Annotated in this window: 14 protein-coding genes; 6 read left to right on the plus strand and 8 right to left on the minus strand. The window is 69.3% G+C overall.

Annotated features, from left to right (window positions below; genetic code table 11):
- Positions 1-17: 17 nt before the first annotated feature.
- Together K228_RS0105600 and K228_RS0105605 are read right to left on the minus strand one after the other, a co-directional pair.
- Positions 18-1,262, minus strand: a complete 1,245-nt coding sequence (locus tag K228_RS0105600) for a glycoside hydrolase 5 family protein (RefSeq protein ID WP_155251558.1) — start codon at positions 1,260-1,262, stop codon at positions 18-20.
- Between the two features lie 87 nt (positions 1,263-1,349).
- On the minus strand, positions 1,350-2,369 hold the full coding sequence (locus K228_RS0105605) for a LacI family DNA-binding transcriptional regulator (RefSeq protein WP_025617529.1): 1,020 nt from the start codon (positions 2,367-2,369) through the stop codon (positions 1,350-1,352).
- Between the two features lie 194 nt (positions 2,370-2,563).
- On the opposite strand from K228_RS0105605, the gene K228_RS0105610 reads away from it, so the two are divergent.
- The 6 genes from K228_RS0105610 (at position 2,564) to K228_RS0105640 (ending at position 12,965) form a co-directional block, all read left to right on the plus strand.
- On the plus strand, positions 2,564-3,844 hold the full coding sequence (locus K228_RS0105610) for an ABC transporter substrate-binding protein (protein WP_025617530.1): 1,281 nt from the start codon (positions 2,564-2,566) through the stop codon (positions 3,842-3,844).
- Between the two features lie 171 nt (positions 3,845-4,015).
- Positions 4,016-4,888, plus strand: a complete 873-nt coding sequence (locus tag K228_RS0105615) for a carbohydrate ABC transporter permease (RefSeq protein ID WP_018253807.1) — start codon at positions 4,016-4,018, stop codon at positions 4,886-4,888.
- 2 nt (positions 4,889-4,890) lie between these two features.
- Positions 4,891-5,805 carry a carbohydrate ABC transporter permease gene (locus K228_RS0105620; protein ID WP_025617531.1) on the plus strand — a complete coding sequence of 305 codons (915 nt, stop codon included), beginning with the start codon at positions 4,891-4,893 and terminating at the stop codon, positions 5,803-5,805.
- A 55-nt stretch (positions 5,806-5,860) separates the two neighbouring features.
- The gene (locus K228_RS0105625; RefSeq protein ID WP_050580947.1) at positions 5,861-7,867 is read left to right on the plus strand and encodes an endo-beta-N-acetylglucosaminidase; all 2,007 of its coding nucleotides are present in this window, start codon (positions 5,861-5,863) and stop codon (positions 7,865-7,867) included.
- Positions 7,868-8,046: 179 nt separating this feature from the next.
- Positions 8,047-12,243: a glycoside hydrolase family 38 N-terminal domain-containing protein gene (locus tag K228_RS0105635; RefSeq protein WP_025617532.1), complete on the plus strand. Its 4,197-nt coding sequence runs from the start codon at positions 8,047-8,049 to the stop codon at positions 12,241-12,243.
- Positions 12,240-12,965: a DUF7158 domain-containing protein gene (locus K228_RS0105640; RefSeq protein WP_025617533.1), complete on the plus strand. Its 726-nt coding sequence runs from the start codon at positions 12,240-12,242 to the stop codon at positions 12,963-12,965. Before K228_RS0105635 ends, K228_RS0105640 begins: the two co-directional genes overlap by 4 nt.
- Positions 12,966-13,057: 92 nt before the next feature.
- Here K228_RS0105640 and K228_RS0105645 read toward each other — a convergent pair whose 3' ends face one another.
- From K228_RS0105645 to K228_RS0105670, 6 genes are all read right to left on the minus strand, one after another.
- On the minus strand, positions 13,058-14,824 hold the full coding sequence (locus K228_RS0105645; protein WP_025617534.1) for an RCC1 domain-containing protein: 1,767 nt from the start codon (positions 14,822-14,824) through the stop codon (positions 13,058-13,060).
- Positions 14,825-15,058: 234 nt separating this feature from the next.
- Positions 15,059-15,886 (minus strand): DUF72 domain-containing protein, encoded by an 828-nt coding sequence (locus tag K228_RS0105650; protein WP_025617535.1) that lies wholly within the window; start codon positions 15,884-15,886, stop codon positions 15,059-15,061.
- Positions 15,887-16,085: 199 nt separating this feature from the next.
- Positions 16,086-16,604, minus strand: a complete 519-nt coding sequence (locus K228_RS0105655; RefSeq protein ID WP_025617536.1) for a hypothetical protein — start codon at positions 16,602-16,604, stop codon at positions 16,086-16,088.
- A gap of 142 nt (positions 16,605-16,746) precedes the next feature.
- Positions 16,747-16,923: a hypothetical protein gene (locus tag K228_RS28745; protein ID WP_188116171.1), complete on the minus strand. Its 177-nt coding sequence runs from the start codon at positions 16,921-16,923 to the stop codon at positions 16,747-16,749.
- A 62-nt stretch (positions 16,924-16,985) separates the two neighbouring features.
- A complete protein-coding gene (locus tag K228_RS0105665) occupies positions 16,986-18,017 on the minus strand; it encodes a sensor histidine kinase (RefSeq protein ID WP_025617537.1) in 1,032 nt (343 codons plus the stop codon).
- Positions 18,010-18,702 carry a response regulator transcription factor gene (locus tag K228_RS0105670; protein ID WP_025617538.1) on the minus strand — a complete coding sequence of 231 codons (693 nt, stop codon included), beginning with the start codon at positions 18,700-18,702 and terminating at the stop codon, positions 18,010-18,012. Before K228_RS0105670 ends, K228_RS0105665 begins: the two co-directional genes overlap by 8 nt.
- Positions 18,703-18,729: the final 27 nt, after the last annotated feature.

Raw genomic sequence — 18,729 nt, forward strand, 5'->3', positions numbered from 1 at the left:
GCCGGTCGGGTACCGGGTCAGCGGACCGGGCCGAGGCCGCGGGCGGCGAGGTAGCCCTCGTCGGTCGCCCGGTCCGGGGCGACGATCGCGGTGGGTTCGGTCTGCCGGGCCTTCACCCACTCCCGGTGGAACGCGCTCCCCGGCGCGACCTCCGCCCGCCGTGCGGGCTCCTGGAGCGGGTTGATCGGGGCCACCAGCGCTGGTCGAGCCAGGGCTGCCGCGTGGGCCGCGGTGTCGCGGGCGAATTCGGCCAGGGCGAGCGCGGCCGGCTTCGGTCGGTGGTCAACGGTGAACAGGCCCAGATCGTATTCCCGGTCCGGGAAGTCGGCGAGGCGACGATCGATGTCGTGTGAGGACCACCAGGTGACGCCCCACAGCGCTGGGTTGCTGGCGACGGTCGACAAGGTGCGCGCGACGAATTCGCCGGCCTGCTCCGCCGGTACGTCCGGCCGGGGTACCCCGACCTCCTGCAGCCACACCGGGCGGGTCGGGTCCGGGGCGCTCGAGGCGGCGAGCTCCAGCAGGTAGTCGGCGTGTGAGGTGGTGGCCGGCCCGAGCGGTCCATCAATGCGCGAGGTGCCGTTGAACACCCAGGAGTGCACCGTGGTCAGGTCGCCCAGCTCGACCGCCTCGGCGGGGTGGAAGGGGTGATCGGGGGCGTACCACGCGTCGTCGAAGACGGAGTGCAGGCGGAGCGCGTCGGGCGCTGCGGCACGGACCACGTCGAGTAGCTCCGCCGCCCACTGGTGGGAGGCGTCGGGGGTGGTGGGGTTGGCGGGCCAGAGATTGTTGACCTCGTTGCCGAGGGTGATGGCGAAGACGTTGGGGCGCGTCGCGACCTCGGTGCTGAGCCGTCGGACGTACTCGTTGATGCCGTCGCGTACCGTCCGGTCGGTGAAGATGCTGCTCTGGTGCCAGGTGAGCACCCAGGAGGGCATGAAGTCGAAGCTGGACAGATGCCCCTGGAGCAGGTCGACCGAGACCCCGAGGTCGAACTCCGCCGCTACGTCGATCAACGAGAGCAGGTCGTCGATCGGTTGTTGGCGCAGGAGTGCGCGGTTGGGTTGGATCCATGGCCAGATCGGGAAGACGCGTACGTGGTCCAGGCCGATGCTCGCCAGGTCCTCGAAATCGCGGCGGGCCGCGTCAGCCGAGAAGTCGAGCCAGCTGTAGAACCAGCCGTCGGACGGTACGTAGTTGGCGCCGAGGCGGAGCCTTCGGTTGGGCTGAGTAGGGGCATTAGTGATCAAAGGGTCCTCCATGTGGATAGCCAGGCACAGATGGGATGCTAAACCGATTTATTCGACACCCTGAGTATCGCTCGACACGCGAGTATCGACACCCGAGTACTAGTTGCGGGTCGGTGAGGTGCTCTCCCGCGCGATCAGCCGTGGCGTCTCGGTCTTGTGGTTCTTGGTCTTGGTGGGGTCGGCCAGGACCGCCATCATGGCCTGGGCCGCCTGCACGCCGAAGCGGTAGGTGTCGCGGGACAGCGCGGTGAGGGAGGGGTGGGTGAGCTGGGCCAACACCGAGTCGTCGAAGGAGATGATCGATAACTCGTGTGGGACGGTGACTCCCATCTCCAGCGCGACGCCCAGCCCGGCGACGGCCATCAGGTCACTGTCGTAGATGATCGCCGTTGGGCGGCCGGCCCCGGCGAGTAGCTTGCGAGTGGCTGCCGCGCCCTGGGCGTCGCTAAAATCGGTGTGCAGTGACCGGGCGCGGGGGAGCGTCAGCCGGGCGGCGGCGTCCCGCAGTGCTCGGGAGCGGCGCTGGGTGTGCTGAAACTCGGGTAGCCCCGACACGTGGGCGATCCGGGTGTGGCCGAGTACAGCGAGGTACTCCACCGCCGAGAGCATCGCCGCCCGGTCGTCGGCCCAGACCGAGGAGACGCGTCCGTGCCGGCCCGGCCCGCCAACCACGACGGCCGGGATCTTGAGCTGCTCCACCACGGCGATGCGTGGGTCACGAACCTTCAGGTCGATCAACACCAGGCCGTCCACCCGGCGCTCGGAGACCCAGCTGCGGTAGATTTCGATCTCCGCTTGGGTGTCCTCGACGATCATCAGGTGCAGCGCGATCGACTGACTGGAGAACTCCGCCTGTAGGCCGGAGAGGAGGCGCGCAAAGAAAGGCTCCACCCCGAGGGTGCGCGCGGGGCGCGCGATCACCAGCCCAACGGCGTCGGCTCGGGCTCCGCCGAGGGCCCGCGCCGCACTGTGCGGGCGCCAGTTGATCTCCTCGGCCACGCGGAGGATGCGCGCCCGGGTGGCCGCGCTGACGCCGGGCCGGCCGTTGAGCGCGAACGAGACGGCGCCCTTGGAGACCCCGGCCCGCCGGGCGATGTCGGCGATTGTCGGTCGCTGCATCTGGCGACGCTCTCCCTCCACGCGGCTACCGAGAAGCGACGGTCGGTAGGCCGCTCTTGACACGTGATTCTAACCGGGGGGATAGTCCGTTCACTAGACCGGTTTATCATTGCCGGCGGATCGCCTGTGAGCACCGGACACGCCCGATCCGACGGGGGTAGCCGGCTGACTAAAAGTTAGGGGCGGAGAGAGAGATGCGAACACGCTTGGCCGGGCTTGCCCTGTCGTCGGCCGTGTTGACGGCGCTGGCAGGATGCGGGCTGTCCGGCACGGACTCCAGTGACGACCAGGTCGACATCACCGGCGAGGTCAAAGGCACTGTCACCCTGCAGACGTGGGCCCTGAAGCCCAAGTTCACCGACTACATGCAGGGTGTTATCGACGGCTTTGAGGAGAAGTACCCGGGAACGACCGTTAAGTGGCTGGACCAGCCCGGTGACGGTTACTCGGAGAAGGTGCTCAGCCAGGCGGCCAGCAATGAGCTGCCGGACGTGACGAACCTCCCACCAGACTTCGCCCTGCCGCTCGCCGAGCAGGGGTTGCTGCTCGACGTCGACCAGGCCGACGACAAACTCCGTGCGGAGTACGTCGCGGGCGCCGTCGCCTCCTACGAGTACGCCGGTCAGACCGGGGTCTACGGCTACCCGTGGTACCTCAACACCGACGTGAACTTCTGGAACACGGAGCTGCTGTTCCAGTACGGGTTGGACGAAACCAAGCTCCCGACCACGACTGAGGAGCTGGTCGCCCAGGCCCGGATCGTCAAGGAGGAGTCCGACGGCAAGGTCCACCTGCTGAGCCGGATGCCCAGCGTCGAGGACCTGACCCAGGCCGGAGTCGACATCCTCTCCCCGGACGGCAAGGAGTTCGTCTTCAACACCCCCGAGGCCGCGGCGGTCCTCGACACCTACCGGGACGCGTTCGCCGAAGGGCTCCTGCCCCGTAACGTGCTGACCGACGCCTACCTCGGCAACATGGAGCTGTTCAAGAAGCAGCAGGTCGCCTGGACCACCGGTGGCGGTAACTCGATCAACACCATCAGGGTCGACAACCCGTCGCTGGCCGAGAAGATCATCGCGTCACCGGCGATCGGCACCCCGCCGCTGTACACCCAGGGGCTGTCGGTGGCCAAGGGCAGCGACAACCTGCCCGCGGCCATCGCCCTCGCCCGTTGGGTGACCAACGCGGAGAACCAGGCGGCCTTCGCTGAGGTCGTGCCCGGCATCTTCCCGAGTACAGTTGCCTCCGCTGAGGATCCGCAGTTCAGCGAGAGCGACGGCACCAACGCCGGGGACGCGAAGAAGATCGCCTTCACCTCGCTGGCTGAGGCGGAGCTGTTGAAGCCGGTCATCGTCGACCAGGCGATGACCGACTTCATCAATCAGCAGTTCTCCCTCGCGATCAGCGGGGAGATCACCTCGCAGCAGGCGCTGGACAAGGCAGTCGAGAAGTGCAACGAACTGCTCAACAACTGATCGGTCCGGCCGGGCCGGTCAGACGTTGACCAGCGGTGCTCGGCCGGACCGGAACCCGGCCGGCCGAGCACCGGCGCCGCCCCCTGCCACGGCGCCGCCCCCGCCGTCACCTGTCGTTGCGCGACTTACCGCATCGCCACGCCACCCACCGGAAAAGCAAAGCGGGACGTAATGAAAACTCAGCGTTGGTTCACCCCCTGGCTGTTGCTCGGGCCTGCCCTCGTCTGGCTGCTGGTGTTCAACCTCTGGCCAGCGATCAACACCGTGGTCCTCGCGTTCACCAACGCCAAGCCACTCGGCGGTGGAAGCTTCACTGGAGTGGCCAACTTCGAGCGCATGCTCAACGACGAGCAACTCGTCTACGCGCTGGTGAACAGCATCGTCTATATGTTGGTCTGTTTACCCCTGTTGCTCTTCCTGCCGCTGCTGCTCGCGGTGCTGTTGGAGAAGAAGCTGCCGGGCATCACGTTCTTTCGCACGGCCTTCTACACCCCGGTGATCGCCTCCGCGGTGGTCGTGGCGCTGATCTGGACCTGGTTGCTGGAGGACCGCGGCCTGGTCAACGGGCTGGCCCAACAGCTCGGCTTCCTCACCGAACCGCTGCCCTTCCTCAGCGGGCGCTGGCTGCTGCTGTTCAGCGCGATCAGCCTCACCGTGTGGAAGGGGCTGGGTTACTACATGATCATCTACCTGTCGGCCTTGGGGAACGTCTCGCGTCAGCTGCACGAGGCGGCTGCGGTTGACGGCGCCGGTCCGATCCGTCGGTTCTGGTCGGTCACCGTGCCCGGGGTGCGCACCACGATGTTGCTGGTCAGCGTCCTGGTCACCGTCTCCGCGCTGCGGGTCTTCACCGAGTTGTTCGTCCTCACCAACGGCACCGGCGGGCCCGGCGGCCGGACCATGTCCCTGGTCATGCTCATCCAGATGTACAGCCGGGGCTTCACCGGACACCTCGGCTACGCCTCGGCGCTCAGCCTGTTGTTGTTCGTGATCACTGTCGGCCCCATGCTTCTCCTCCTGCGCCTGAACCGGAAGGCGGCCTAGCCATGACGCAGCTCACCACCCCTCCCGCCGGCGCTCCGGCGAAGACGCCGGCCCCCGCGCCGAAGCGACGGCGTCGGGGCTCGGGCTTCGGCACGATGCGGCGGCGCGAGAAGCTGCTCCGGTACGCGTTGCTGCTGCTGGCGCTGGTGGTGACCGTCGGGCCGTTCGTGTGGCAGCTGTCCACCTCCCTGAAGGGCGCCGGCGAGAACATCTACACCTCGACGCCGCAGTTCATTCCCTCCGATCCGACGTTCGACAACTACCTGCGGGTGGCCGAGACGATCCCCGTCCTGTCGTACGCCAAGAACTCGCTGATCGTGGCGGCGATGACGGTCATCGGTAACGCCGTGGGCGCCACCCTGGCCGGGTTCGCCCTCGCCAAGCTGCACTTCCGGGGTCGGACGCTGTTCCTCGCGCTGGTGCTCGGCACCCTGGTACTGCCCGGCGAGGTGACGATCATCTCGCAGTACGTGACGGTTCGCAGCCTCGGTCTGGCCGACACATTGATCGGTGTGGCGCTGCCCACCACCGTCGCCATGCTGAACGTGTTGTTGATGCGCGCGGCGTTCATGGCGATCCCCGACGAGATGGACGAGGCGGCGGTGATCGACGGTGCGTCAGCCTGGCAACGGCTGATCCACGTCGGACTCCCCAACGTTCGGGGCATGCTCAGTGTCATCACGATCTTCGCGTTCATCGGCGCCTGGGATGACTTCCTGTGGCCACTGATCGTGTTGACCGACCCGCAGAACTACACCCTCACCGTCGGCCTGCAGTACCTCAGCGGTGCCTTCACCGCGAACCCGCGGGTTATCGCGGCCGGCACGATGATCGCGTTTATTCCGATCGTCATTGTCTTCGCGACGCTGCAACGGTTCTTCTTCCGCGGCGTCGAGGAGGGGGCGATCAAGGGGTAATCCCCCCTCGCCCCACCACCCCCCCACCCCCTACCCCCACTGGAGGTGATCCTGGATGCGACGCCTGCTTCTGTCCCTGCTGGTTGGTGCCACAGTCGTGGCTGGCAGCACCCTCAACGCGGCCCCCACCGCGGCAGCCAACACCAACGAGCAGGACGGCAGTCAGCCGTACGCCTCGTACTGGTTCCCGAACGAGATCCTCGACTGGGACCCGGCGACCGACCCCGACGCCCGCTTCAACCGAGCGACTGTTCCGCTCCAGAAGCGGGTCTCCGACCCCGCGCTGAAGGCCAACCCGAACGCGCGGGCCGGCGAGGGCGAGGTGGCGTCGCTGGTGTCGTTCGCCCCGACGTCGGACAACCCGTCCCAGGGCTCGCTCGACGAGGACTACTACGCGTTCGGTCACTGGCAGTACATCGACACCCTGGTCTTCTGGGGCGGATCGTCCGTCGAGGGCCTGATCCTCGCGCCGAACCCCACGGTGATCGACGCCGCGCACCGCAACGGCGTCAAGGTGTACGGCACCGTCTTCTTCCCGCCGGTCGCCTACGGCGGGAAGATCGACTGGGTGCATGACTTCGTCGCCAAGTCGGGCTCGACCTATCCGGTCGTGGACAAGCTCGCCGAGGTGGCCGATTACTACGGCTTCGAGGGCTGGTTCATCAACCAGGAGACGACGGGTGGCGACGCCGCCCTCGCCACCGAGATGCGCAACGCCATGACCTACGGCCGTAAGCAGGGCCTGGAGTTCATGTGGTACGACGCGATGACCGAATCCGGCCCCATCTCCTGGCAGAACGCGCTCACCGACGCCAACGACGCGTTCCTGGGTAGTGGCCGGAAGCCGGTCGCCGACTCGATGTTCCTCAACTTCTGGTGGTCTAACAGCGAGCTGCTCGCGGAGTCGCGGGACCATGCGCAGTCGCTGCGGCGCAGCGAGTACGACCTGCACGCCGGGATCGACACCGAGGCCAACGGCTACGACACCAACGTCGACTGGGACGCCCTGTTCCCGGCCGACGAGTCGCACGTCACCTCCCTGGGTATCTACCGCCCGGAGTGGACCTGGAAGTCGTCGAGTGGGCCCGCTGACTTCCGGGAGCGTGATTCTCGCTACTGGGTCGGTGCGAACGGCGACCCCTCGAACACCGCGACCTCCTCGCCCTGGAAGGGGCTCGCCAACTACGTCGCCGAGTCCACTCCGGTGACCCAGAAGCCCTTCGTGACCAGCTTCAACACCGGAAACGGTGATGCTTACCACGCCCTGGGTGAGCGGGTGCACACCGGTGGCTGGAACAACCTGTCGCTGCAGGACGTGCCGCCGACGTACCAGTGGGTCGTCTCCTCGACTGGCACGAAGCTGACGCCGTCGCTGGACTTCACCGACGCCTACGAGGGCGGCTCGACGCTGCGCCTCAACGGCACGCTGGACGCCACGAACACCGTGCGCCTCTACCAGACCCAGCTGAAGGTCGGCACGGACACCAAGCTGTCGGCGGTCGTCAAGACCCCGCAGGCCGGTGCGACCCACCTGAGCGCGGCGGTGGCGTTCACCGACGCCCCGGACACCTTCATCCCCCTCGACCTGGGCTCAACCTCCGGCATCGGCTGGGAGCGTCGTGTCCTGGACCTCTCCGAGTACGCCGGCAAGACGATCGCCCAGATCGGTTTGCAGGCGTCGGCCGCCGAGGCGGTCCCGTCCTACGACATCAAGGTCGGCCAGCTCGCCGTCTACGACGGCAAGGTGGACCCGGTCGCCCCGCCGACCGATCTGACCGTCCTGGGCAGCACCGACGTCTCGGCGAGCCAGCAGACGCTGCGGCTGGCCTGGACCCCCTCGGCCGAGGGGACGGTGCACCACTACGAGGTGTACCGTCGCAACCCGGATGGCAGCCGCACCCTCCTGGGTGCCACGCCGAATGACGCGTACTTCGTGCCGCAGCTCGACCGGGTCGGCGCCGAGACCAGCGTGACCATCGAGGTCGAGGCGGTCTCGACCGAGTACGGCCGCTCCACTGCGGCGACCACCACCGTCACCTGGTCCGGCACCGCGCCGAGATGACGACACATCCAGTGAGCGTCAACACCCGGTACGTGCGGCTGGTTGTCACCCCCCTGACCCAGAACGACGACCTCGTCGCCTGCGCCCACGAGTCTGTGGCCAGCGGCGAATAGCCTCCCCAACTGCCACCGGCGCGACATGTTTGCGCTGGTGGGCGTACCAAGAGAAAGGATGACCCCGTGTCGGTCATGATTACCGCCGTCGAGTCCACCGACCTGTTCGTCGGTACCGAAGACAATCCGCGTCAGGTGCTCCGTGTGACACTTGACGGACCCTCCGGCCCGGTCACCGTCACCGGGCCCGGTGTCTCCGGTAACGCGACCGGCACGGGCGTCGTCGAGGTCCCCCTGGACATCGACGACCGAACCCCCGGCACGAAGCTGCCGGTAACCGTCACGGCCGGCGACGCGACCGCGGAAGCAACGGTCGTGGTCGCCGAGCCGGGCTGGACGATGTTCCTCGTCTCACACTTCCACTACGACCCGGTGTGGTGGAACACCCAGGCCGCGTACACCTCGCCGTGGGAGCTGCTCTCCGGCGACGCCACCACCCGTCCGCTCTGGGAGCGCAACGGCTTCGCGCTGGTGGACGCGCACATGGACCTCGCCCTGCGCGACCCGGTGTACACCTTCGTCCTCGCCGAGATCGACTACCTGAAGCCGTACTTCGATCTGCATCCCGAGCGTCGGGCAGACCTGCGTCTGCTGATCGAGCGCGGTCAGGTCGAGCTGATCGGTGGCACCTACAACGAGCCCAACACCAACCTCACCGGCGCCGAGACCACCATCCGTAACATCATTTACGGCGTCGGCTACCAGCGGGACATCCTCGGTGGTGACCCGCAGACGGCCTGGCAGCTGGATGTGTTCGGGCACGACCCGCAGTTCCCGGGCTACCTCGCCGACGCCGGCCTGACCGGTTCCGCCTGGGCCCGCGGCCCGTTCCACCAGTGGGGGCCGATCCAGAAGAACTTCCGCGAGGCCAAGAACGACGCGACGGTGATGCAGTTCCCGAGCGAGTTCGAGTGGATCTCACCGTCGGGGCTCGGTGTCCTCACCCACTTCATGCCGCACCACTATTCGGCCGGCTGGTGGATGGACTCCTCGCCGGATCTGGCCAGCGCCGAGAAGGCCGTCTACGAGCTGTACCAGCGCCTCAAGCCGGTCGGTGCGACGAAGAACCTGCTGCTGCCGGTGGGCACCGACTACACCCCGCCGAACAAGTGGGTCACCGAGATCCACCGTTCGTGGGCCGAGAAGTACGTCTGGCCCCGCTTCGTCTGCGGTAACCCGCGGGACTTCCTCGCCGCCGTCCGCGCCGAGCTGGCCGCGACCGGACGCCGCCCCAGCCCACAGACGCGGGACATGAACCCGATCTACACGGGCAAGGACGTCTCCTATATCGACACCAAGCAGGCGCAGCGGGCCGGCGAGGTCGCCGCCGTGGACGCGGAGAAGCTGGCGACGCTGGCCGCGCTGGAAGGGCTCGGCCGCTACCCCGACGCCGCGCTCGACAAGGTCTGGCGGCAGCTCGCCTACGGCGCCCACCACGACGCCATCACCGGATCGGAGTCCGACCAGGTCTACATCGACCTGCTCTCCGGCTGGCGGGAGGCGTACGACCTGGCGGCCGCCGTCCGGGACCGGTCGTTGGACGTGCTCGTCGGGACGGTCGACACCACCGGTGACGGGACCCCGATCGTCGTCGCGAACACGCTCTCCTTCGTCCGCTCCGACCTGGTGTCGGTACGGCTTCCCGAGGGCCACGACGGTGGCCGGGTGATCGACGACACCGGTGCCGAGGTGCCGGCCGTCGTCGACCGCGGAACGCTGCGGTTCCACGCCGCCGACGTCCCCGCCCTGGGGTGGCGGACCTGGCGGCTGCTGCCGGGCGTCTCCAGCGCCGAGCCGGCCTGGACGCCCGCCGACGGTGCCGCGATCGAGAACGCCTACTACCGGGTCACCGCCGACGCCGAGCGCGGTGGTGGACTTGACAGCGTCTACGACAAGATCTCGAAGCGGGAGCTGATCCGCGCCGACCACCTCGGTAACGAGCTGCGGATCTACGAGGAGTACCCGGCCCACCCCGACTTCGGCGAGGGCCCGTGGCACCTGATCCCGAAGGGCCCGGTCGTGGGGAGCGCGGCGGCGGGGGCGACGGTCCGCGTCGAGACCAGCCCGATCGGTTCCCGCCTGGTGGTCTCCGGCGTCGTGGACGAGATCGGCTACGAGCAGACGATCACGCTGTGGCACGGTGTGCGCCGCGTGGACTGCCGTACCCGCATCGTCGACTTCGCCGGCGCTGACCGGCTGGTCCGGGTGCGGTTCCCGGTCGACCTGCCCGGCGCCCTGCCGGTCTCCGAGGTCGCCGCCGCCGTGGTCGGCCGTGGGTTCGCGCTGCCGGACGTGGATGCCGCGGAGGCACCCTGGACGCTGGACAACCCGGCCAACACCTGGTTCGGGCTCGGCTCCACGGCGCGGGTCTCGCTCTCCGACGCCGCCGGTTCCCCGCTGGGTGACCGGGCCCTCGGTGTCGCCGAGGTGGTCACGCCCACGCTCGACGAGGCGGCCGACGCCCGCGACCTGGTCGTCGCACTGGCTGCGGTCGGTGTCACCGTGACCACCGCCAGCGCCGACTGGGCGCGGTACGGCTGGCTCGATGTCGACTCGAACCTGCCCGACTTCCGCATCGTCATCGGGGGGTCGCAGACCAACGACGCCGCCCGGGAGCTGTTGGAGCGGGCGGGCCCGGAGTATGTCGAGGCGCTGGAGCAGCACGGCCGGGTCTGGATTCCCGCGGAGAAGCCGCTGCACGAGGTGTGGCAGCCCAACGCCGACCTACGGGACCTGCGGGCGCTGCCGGCGCTCGTGGTCACCGACGTCGCCGCGCTCACCGAGGATGTCGCCGACGCCCAGATCCAGGCGTGCTGCCCGGGCTCGGTGCCGGCCTCGGAGCTGCTGGTTGACCACACCGTCGCGATGCTCACCTACGGGCTGCCCGGTTTCGCCATCGACCCGACCGGCGCGCTGCACCTGTCGCTGATGCGCTCGTGCACCGGCTGGCCGTCCGGGGTGTGGATCGACCCGCCGAAGCGGACCCTGCCCGACGGTGCGTCGTTCCAGCTGCAGCACTGGACCCACGAGTTCAACTACGCGTTGACCAGTGGTGACGGTGACTGGCGGGCGCTCACGCTGCCCGCGCAGGGCCAGGAGTACAACCACCCGCTGTACGGCCGAGTCGCCGAGAACCACTCGGGGACGAAGCCGGCGACGCACTCGTACCTGGGGGTCGAGCCCGCCCGGGAGGTGCTGATCGGGACGCTCAAGCCGACCGGTAACCCGATCGCGCACGGCGCCGCCGCGTCCTCGGACCCGGCGGACGCGGTCAGTCTGCGGCTGCTCGAGTCCACCGGGCTCGGCCGCTCCGCGACCCTGACCGGTGCGCTGGCCCTGTCCGACAAGCACCAGGCCGACCTGCTGGAGCGTCGTGGTGCGGCGCTCGCCGACTTGATCGAGTTGGCGGGTTCGCAGGTCACCACCGTCGTCGGCGTACCGGCAGCGGCCCCGCGCAGCGAGGAACCGCTCGGGCCCGAGGTCGAGATCGCCCAGCCGGTGCACTCCCGGTACTGGCTGCACAACCGGGGCCCGGCGCCGATGGGCTACCTGCCGGTTTCCGTGGGTGTCTCCCCGGGGCTGCTGCGGACCGTCGGCGAGCCGGTCGAGGTCTCCGTGGTGCTCGCCTCGCACCTGCGGGACGCGGCCGTCGAGGGGACCGTCAGTATCCTCGCCCCGCAGGGGTGGACGGCCTCGTTGGGCAGCCGCCCGTACCGGCTTGACCCCGACGGTCAGCTTCGCTTCGACGTCACCGTGACGCCGCCGGAGGGGGTGGAGTCCGGGCTGTACTTCATCACGGCGCGGACCGAGCACCTTGGGCAGACCATCGAGGATGTCACCACGGTCGCGGTCGGCGAGCTTCCCGCGTTGCTGCCGGTGCCCGGGGACATTCCGGAGGACTGGGACGCGGCGCAGGGCACGAAGGCCGAGACGGGACGCGACACCGGGCTCACGGTGGACGTCACCACCACCTCGGTCACCGTTGCCCCCGGTGGGCGGGCGACTGTCGGCGTGGCTCTGCACAACCGCACTCGGGGAGAGATCCGGGCTGAGCTCCAGCTCGTCTCGCCCTGGGGCACCTGGGACGCCATCGCCGAGCCGATCCGCGGCGTCGCGTTGGCCGCGGGCGAGTCCGACACGATCACGTTCGACGTCGTTCCCCCGCGGGACGCCGATCCGGGCCGCTTCTGGGCGCTGGTGAAGGTGATGTGGTTCGGCCGTTGCCAGTACGCCCCGACGGTTGAACTGGTGCTGGAGCCATGACCACCGCGCAGCTCGACGAGTCGGTGCTGGGCTGGCTCGACGGACGGCCACTGGACCGTACGGAACTTGACCGCCGGCTTGCCGCCCTGCGCGGCGGGCTGCGGTCCTCCGCACTGCCGGTGCCCGGGAGTGCGGAGGACCGGCAGCTGACCCGCTGGGTGGCGCAGGTGATCCTGACCGAACAGCTCTGCATCGCGGAGGCCGAGGCCCGTGGTCTCGACGTGACGGATGCGCCACTGGTTCGGTTGGATCAGCTGGCCGCCGTCGAGTTCGGATCCATCACCGCGGCGGCGTTCGAGGGCTGCGCCGCGGTCCGAGCCCTGTACGCGGAGCTGACCGCGGAGGTCACCGCGCCAGCGGAGCAGGTCGCTGCCTATCGTGCGGCGACCGCTGCGTCCTCGGCTGGCGTCGTGTGGCAGCTGTCCTCCGCGGACGGCGACTTCGAAGCGACCCCGGACTCGTTGCCGGCGGCGTTGGCGGAGGCATTGCGCTCGGCCACGCCGGGGGAGACGGTCACCGTCGACTCGTGGACGGTGGTGCTTCGGGGGCGCCGGGAGTTGGTCGATCCGGCTCTTGATCCGACTGATCGGATCAACGACTCCGCGCGTCGGGTCACCTTTGTCCGGTGGCTTGACCACGCTCGCGCGCACCGGCTGCAGCTGGTGCCGGGGCTGGAGCACCCGGGCGACCCGAACCAGCCCGACAACTACCACCGGCACTGACGCTCCGGTACCTCCGGCACTGACGCTCCGGCCGGGGTTGCTCGTCGTCATCGCGACGAGCAACCCCGGCCGGGCTTTGTGCCTACTACCAGCTAATTCTGGTGGTGGCTGGACCGGTGTCGGCGGGTGAGGAACATGAAGCTGACACCGACGAGGATGAGCAGGGTGGCGGTGCCGAGCAGGCTGGGCAGGCTGGCGCCGGTGATGGGTAGGTCTGGGTCGGTGGGGTCGGTCGGGTCGGTGGGATCGGTCGGGTCGGTCGGGTCAGTGGGGTCGGTCGGCTCGGTGACGGTGATGGTGACGGCCTCGGAGTCACTGTTGGGGCAGAGAGTGGTGCTGCTGGTGTAGTGGGCGGTGATGGTGTTGGCGCCGACCGGGAGCCGGGTGGTGTAGGTGGCGGTGCTGGTGCTGTCCAGGGGCACGGTGGCGAGGTCGGTGTTGTTGTTGCGGAAGGTGATGTCGCCGGTCGCGGGTCCGGGGTTGCAGGTGACGGTGGCGGTGAGGGTGACGTCCTGATCCGCGGTCGGGTCCTGCGGCGACACCTGCAGGTCCGTGGTGGATGTCGCCTGGAGCGTGGGCAGGGCCAGGCTGTGGTTGCTGCCGACGGCGGTGGTGGTCACGGTGGTGCCGGTGGGCAGGCTGACCGCAACGGGGGTGTTGCTGCTGCTGGCGATGCCGACCCCGCCGCTGGTGGTGGTGAGATCGGCACCGAGTTGACCGAAGGTGTTGTCGCCCCAGGAGAGGGCGGTTTCGGTGTTGGTTATCGCCACGGTGTGGTCGCTGCTGTTGGCGGCGATGGCGGTCAGCGTGGTGTCGGTGGGCAGGACGACCTCGACCGGGGTATTGCTGGTGATGTTGTTCCCGTTGCCCAGCTGGCCCGAGGAGTTGTTACCCCAGCTGGCGGCGGTGCCGTTGCCCAGCAACGCCACACTGTGGATAAGGCCGGCGGCGACGGCGGTAACCGTGGTGCCCGGTGCCAGGGCGACGTTGACCGGTGCGAGGGCGGCGACGTTGGTTCCGTCCCCGAGCTGCCCCTCGTCGTTGTCTCCCCAGGCGAGGGCGGCGTTGTCGGTGGTTATCCCCAGGCTGTGGGCGCCACCGCCGGCGATCGCGGTGAGCGTGGTTCCCGATGGCAGGGCGACGGTGGTCGGCTTGTTGGTGTTGTCGGTGGTCTCGTCACCGAGCTGCCCCTTGCTGTTGCTGCCCCAGGCGAGTGCGGTGTTGTCGGAGGTCAGCGACAGGCTGTGGGCGGCGCCGGCGGCGATGGCGGTGGCCGTGGTGCTCGTGGGCAGGTCAACGACGACGGGGGTGTTGGTGTTGTCGAAGGTCCCGTTACCGAGCTGCCCCTCGGTGTTGGCACCCCAGGCATAGACGGTGCCATTGGAGGCCAACGCCAGGCTGTGGCTGCCGCCGGCGGCGATGGCGGTGACCTCGACTCCCGTGGGCAGGTCAACCGCGACGGGGGTGTTGCTGCTGCTGGTTAGGGTTCCGTCGCCGAGTTGACCGGAGGAGTTGTCGCCCCAGGCGAGCAGGCTGCCGGTATTGGTCAACGCCAGGCTGTGGGCGCCACCGCCGGCGATGTCGGTGACCAGGGTTCCCGTGGGCAGGCTGACCTCGACGGGCATGTCCCTTTCGTCGTTGGTCCCGTCGCCCACCTGCCCGGCCTTGTTGTCTCCCCAGGCCAGGGCGGTGTCCGTCACGGCTGCGGCCGTCGGTGGCTTGTTCTGCGCGAACCCGGGCGACACGACGACCGCCTGCGTGACCGTCACGGCCAGCGCGAGGGAGAGCCAGCCGGCGGCGGTGCGTCCCGTCTGGTGCCCTCCAACGCCTCGGCCGAGCCGTTGACCGATTCCTTGCATCGTGCATACCTCCGAGCCGACAAATGACCGCTGATAGGGCAGCAGCCATCTTTAGCCACCTATCCCCCTGTGCGGGTAGAAATGTCTCTACCGTCAGGATCAACGCGTACCGGGCGTTAAGGGTGTTGGTCTGGGCAAAAGGACGATTGACTCGGCTTCCGCGACGTGGGTTGGCGCCGGTGGCGGTGGCCGGAAGCGGCGGCGCTCAGGAGGGGGGCGCTCAGGCGGCGGTGCTTAGAAGAGCGTCAGCGGCTGCACCGGGGCCGGTCGGGGCAGCGGCTCGACCGCGGGGACGCAGGCGCGGACCTCGTCGTGGAAGCGGCGGGCGAGCACCGGGGCGTCGGCGTTGTCTGGAGTGTGGACGAAGAAGGTGGGCGAGCGGCCCTCGTGGAGCCAGTCGGCGATGGTGTCGACCCAGCGCTGCCAGCCCGCACTGGTCTGGTCGGGATCATCCCGGCCGAGGTAACGGACGATCGGCCGGTCGGTCAGCGCCGCCGCGCGGAGCGGCATCCGTGGCTTCTTCGTCCAGGCATCCCGCTCCGCGTCGCTGGTCGGGGGACGGGCGAAGAACGTGGTGGTGTCGAAGGGGATCCACTCGGTGTCGGTGGCGGCCAGCGTCCGGACCAACAGCCGGGCCGCGTCGGAGTCGACGAAAAACGCGGGATGGCGCACCTCGACCGCGTACCGGTGGGTCGGGGGAAGGCGCCGCAGGAAGCGGGCGAGGGTGGCCACGTCGCCCGGAGCGAAGGAACCCGGCAGCTGGATCCAGAGAGCCTGCGCCCGGGGACCCAGGGGTTCGATCGCGTCGAGAAAGGCACGCAGCGGTTCGTTCACCTCGCCGAGGCGGCGCTCGTGCGTGACAACGCGAGGCAGCTTGAGCACGAATCCGAAGTTCGGGTCGGTCTGCTGCGCCCAGGAGGAGACCGCCTCCCGGGAGGGGGTCGCGTAGAAGGTGGTGTTCCCCTCCACCGCCGTGCACCACCCGGCGTAGTGCCGTAGGCGCTCGGGTGCTGGCAGGGGGTGGGCCACCAGGCGCCCCTGCCACGCCCGGTGCGTCCACATCGCGCATCCCACCTGGAGCCGCACGCGGTATCCCTTCGCCGAAACGCCGACAGCTGGCCTCGGCCCCGCTGGCCCACGAGGCCGGCGTACCAGCGCCGGCCGCCGCGCCAAGCGGAGCGGTCGGGTCGGGGGGCGGGGCGTGGCGGTGGGGTCGCGGCGACGAGCGTCGCCACGACCCCACCCGCCGGAAGTGAGCTGGTCAGTCCGAGGTGGGGAAGCTGTACCGGGCGGCGTGCTCCGGATCGGCCGGGTCGATCTGGCGTACGCCGGCGTCGGCGAGGCGCTTGTTGACCTCGTCCAGCTGCTCCCGCACCAGCCGGGCCTCCTCCTCGGTGACCCGACCCCGGTGCGGCCGGCCCGCGTGCTCGATGGTGCCGTAGTCGACCTTCTCTGCGGCGCGGCGGGTCTTCGGCGGGCGAACCCGCTCGGCGGTCCGCAGCAGCTGCGCCATCGGTGTGTCGGTGGCCATCGCGTCGAACTCGCTGGCGGTCAGTACGACCCGGCGTGGCTCGCCCCCACCGTGGCTGTCGTGGATCTCCACGATCGCGATATCCAGGGCCGCGTCGTCGATGTTCTCCACCTCGGCCGGGGTGGCGTCCAACTGTACGGGCCCGGCCACCAGGTCCGGGTGCTCCAGGACGACCACCCGGGTGGCCTCGTCGTCGGGCTGGAGCACCCGGCCGCTGAAGTCGGAGACGCGGATCGTCTTCTTGCCCATGCGCGGAACTTCTCCTGTCGTAGGCCGGTCTGGAGGACCAGCAGACGTTACCCGACAGGTGTGCGAATGCCGGCGTCGGCTCGCCGGTCGGTGCGGGGCGGTGGTGATCCCCGGTGCCGCCCCGGGCGGGCCCGACGGTTGGTCAGTGGGCGTCGGGATCGCCGGTGGGTCGGCGGTTCAGCTCAACCCAGGTGAGCAGCGGCGAGGCGCGGGTGCCGCGGTGTGGTGGCTGGGCCGGAAAGGACTCCTCGGCAATCCAGGCGGTTGGCCAGAGTGCCCTGGAGCCGTGGCGGCGGCGGTTCGGTGGCTGGTTCGGCATGGATCCCACCATGCCAGAGAATGGTGTACATCTATTGAATTCAGTGGTAACAGTCGATGGGATTAGGCGGCTCCCGGGAGGGGCAGCCGGACCTCGAACCGACACCCACCGGTGGTGTTGCGGACCTGCACCCGGCCGCCGTGCGCCTCGACCAACCCTCGGACGATCGCCAGTCCCAGTCCCCCGGAGCTGGCCGTCTCACCGGTGCTGGGGCGGGGGGTGCGGGCGCGCTCGCCGCGGAAGGCGACCTCGAAGACGCGGGGTAGGTCCGCCTCGGGGATGCCGCCGCAGGTGTCCGCCACGGCCAGCCACGCCCAGTCGGTGTCCGCCCCGGCCTCGACCCGGACGGTCCCCTCCGACGGTGTGTAGCGGACGGCATTGAGCAGGAGATTCCCTACCACCCGGGCCAGCTCGGGCTCACTGGCCAGTACGGTCGGCCAGCCCGAGTCGGGTGCCAGCAGGCGGACTCGGCAGGCGGCCGCCAGCGGTGCGGCGCTGGCGACGGCGTCCGACACGACATCGCCCAGCGGTACCGCCGCCAGGGTCAGGCGCAAGGCGCCGGCGTTGATTCGGGAGAGCTCGAAGAGGTCGTCCACCAGTCGGGTCATCCGATTGGTCTCCGCCCGGATCCGGCGGTGGTACTCGCTCACCGTCGTGGGGTCGTCGACCACCCGGTCCTCCAGCGCCTCAGCCATCGCCCGCAGCCCGGCCAGTGGGGTTCGCAGGTCGTGCGAAACCCAGGCGACGAGGTCCCGCCGACCCTGTTCGATCTGGCGTTCCCGCTGCCGGGCCTGGTCTGCCCAGACCGCGGCGGCGGCCAGGCGGCGTCCGAAGAGCCAGCCGACCGTGAGGCTCACCAGGGCCGCCGCCGCCACCGCGATCAGCACCACGTTCCGGTCATGCGGGGAGAGGAACATCTCGTAGGCGACCATGGTCACCGCGGCCACCATTGCGGTCACCGTGATGATCAGCAGGGTGACGATGTGTACCGTCACCGAGCATCCGCGCAGTAGGCGTAGGGTGAGCGCACCGGCCGCGCCGACGCAGAGCGCCGCGCCGAGCGCGAGTGCGAAGATTAGCGCCAGTTCACCCATCGATCGGCTCGTATCGGTAGCCAATGCCCCAGACCGTCACGATCCGGCGCGGGTTGGCGGGATCGGCCTCCACCTTCTCCCGTAGCCGTCGAACATGGACGGTCACCGTTGACTGGTCACCGAAGTTCCAGCCCCACACCCGCTCCAGCAACTCGGCCCGGCCCAGCGCCCGGGCGGGGTGTCGCATCAGGTACGCCAGTAGGTCGAACTCGCGCACGGTGAGGGTCAGCTCGTGGCCGTGCAGCCGGGCCACCCGGGGGCCGGTCTCGACCACGAGCGCGTCGTCACGGAGCACGGTGGCCGGTGCCGTCCGGGGCTCACCGCTGCGCCGCAGCACCGACCCGACCCGCAACACCAACTCCCGGGGCGAGAACGGCTTGCCGAGGTAGTCGTCCGCACCGAGCTGCAGGCCGAGGACGCGGTCAGCCTCGTCCCCGCGGGCGGTGAGCATGATGATGGGCACCCCACCCGGCTTCGCCCGTAGCCGCCGGCACACTTCCAGACCGTCGAGCCCGGGCAGCATCAGATCCAGCACGACCAGGTCGGGCGGTTCGGCGGCGACCGCGGCAAGCGCCGAGTCGCCGTCGCCGACGTGCCGCACCTGGTAGCCGGCGTGTGCCAGGTAGCGACAGACCACGTCACTGACTGTTCGGTCGTCGTCAACGACCAGTACCCGTTGCGTCACCGGGCCTCCCTCGTCGTTGCCCAGCGT

The organism is Salinispora cortesiana, assembly GCF_000484695.1.
In the GTDB taxonomy this organism is placed as follows: domain Bacteria; phylum Actinomycetota; class Actinomycetes; order Mycobacteriales; family Micromonosporaceae; genus Micromonospora; species Micromonospora cortesiana.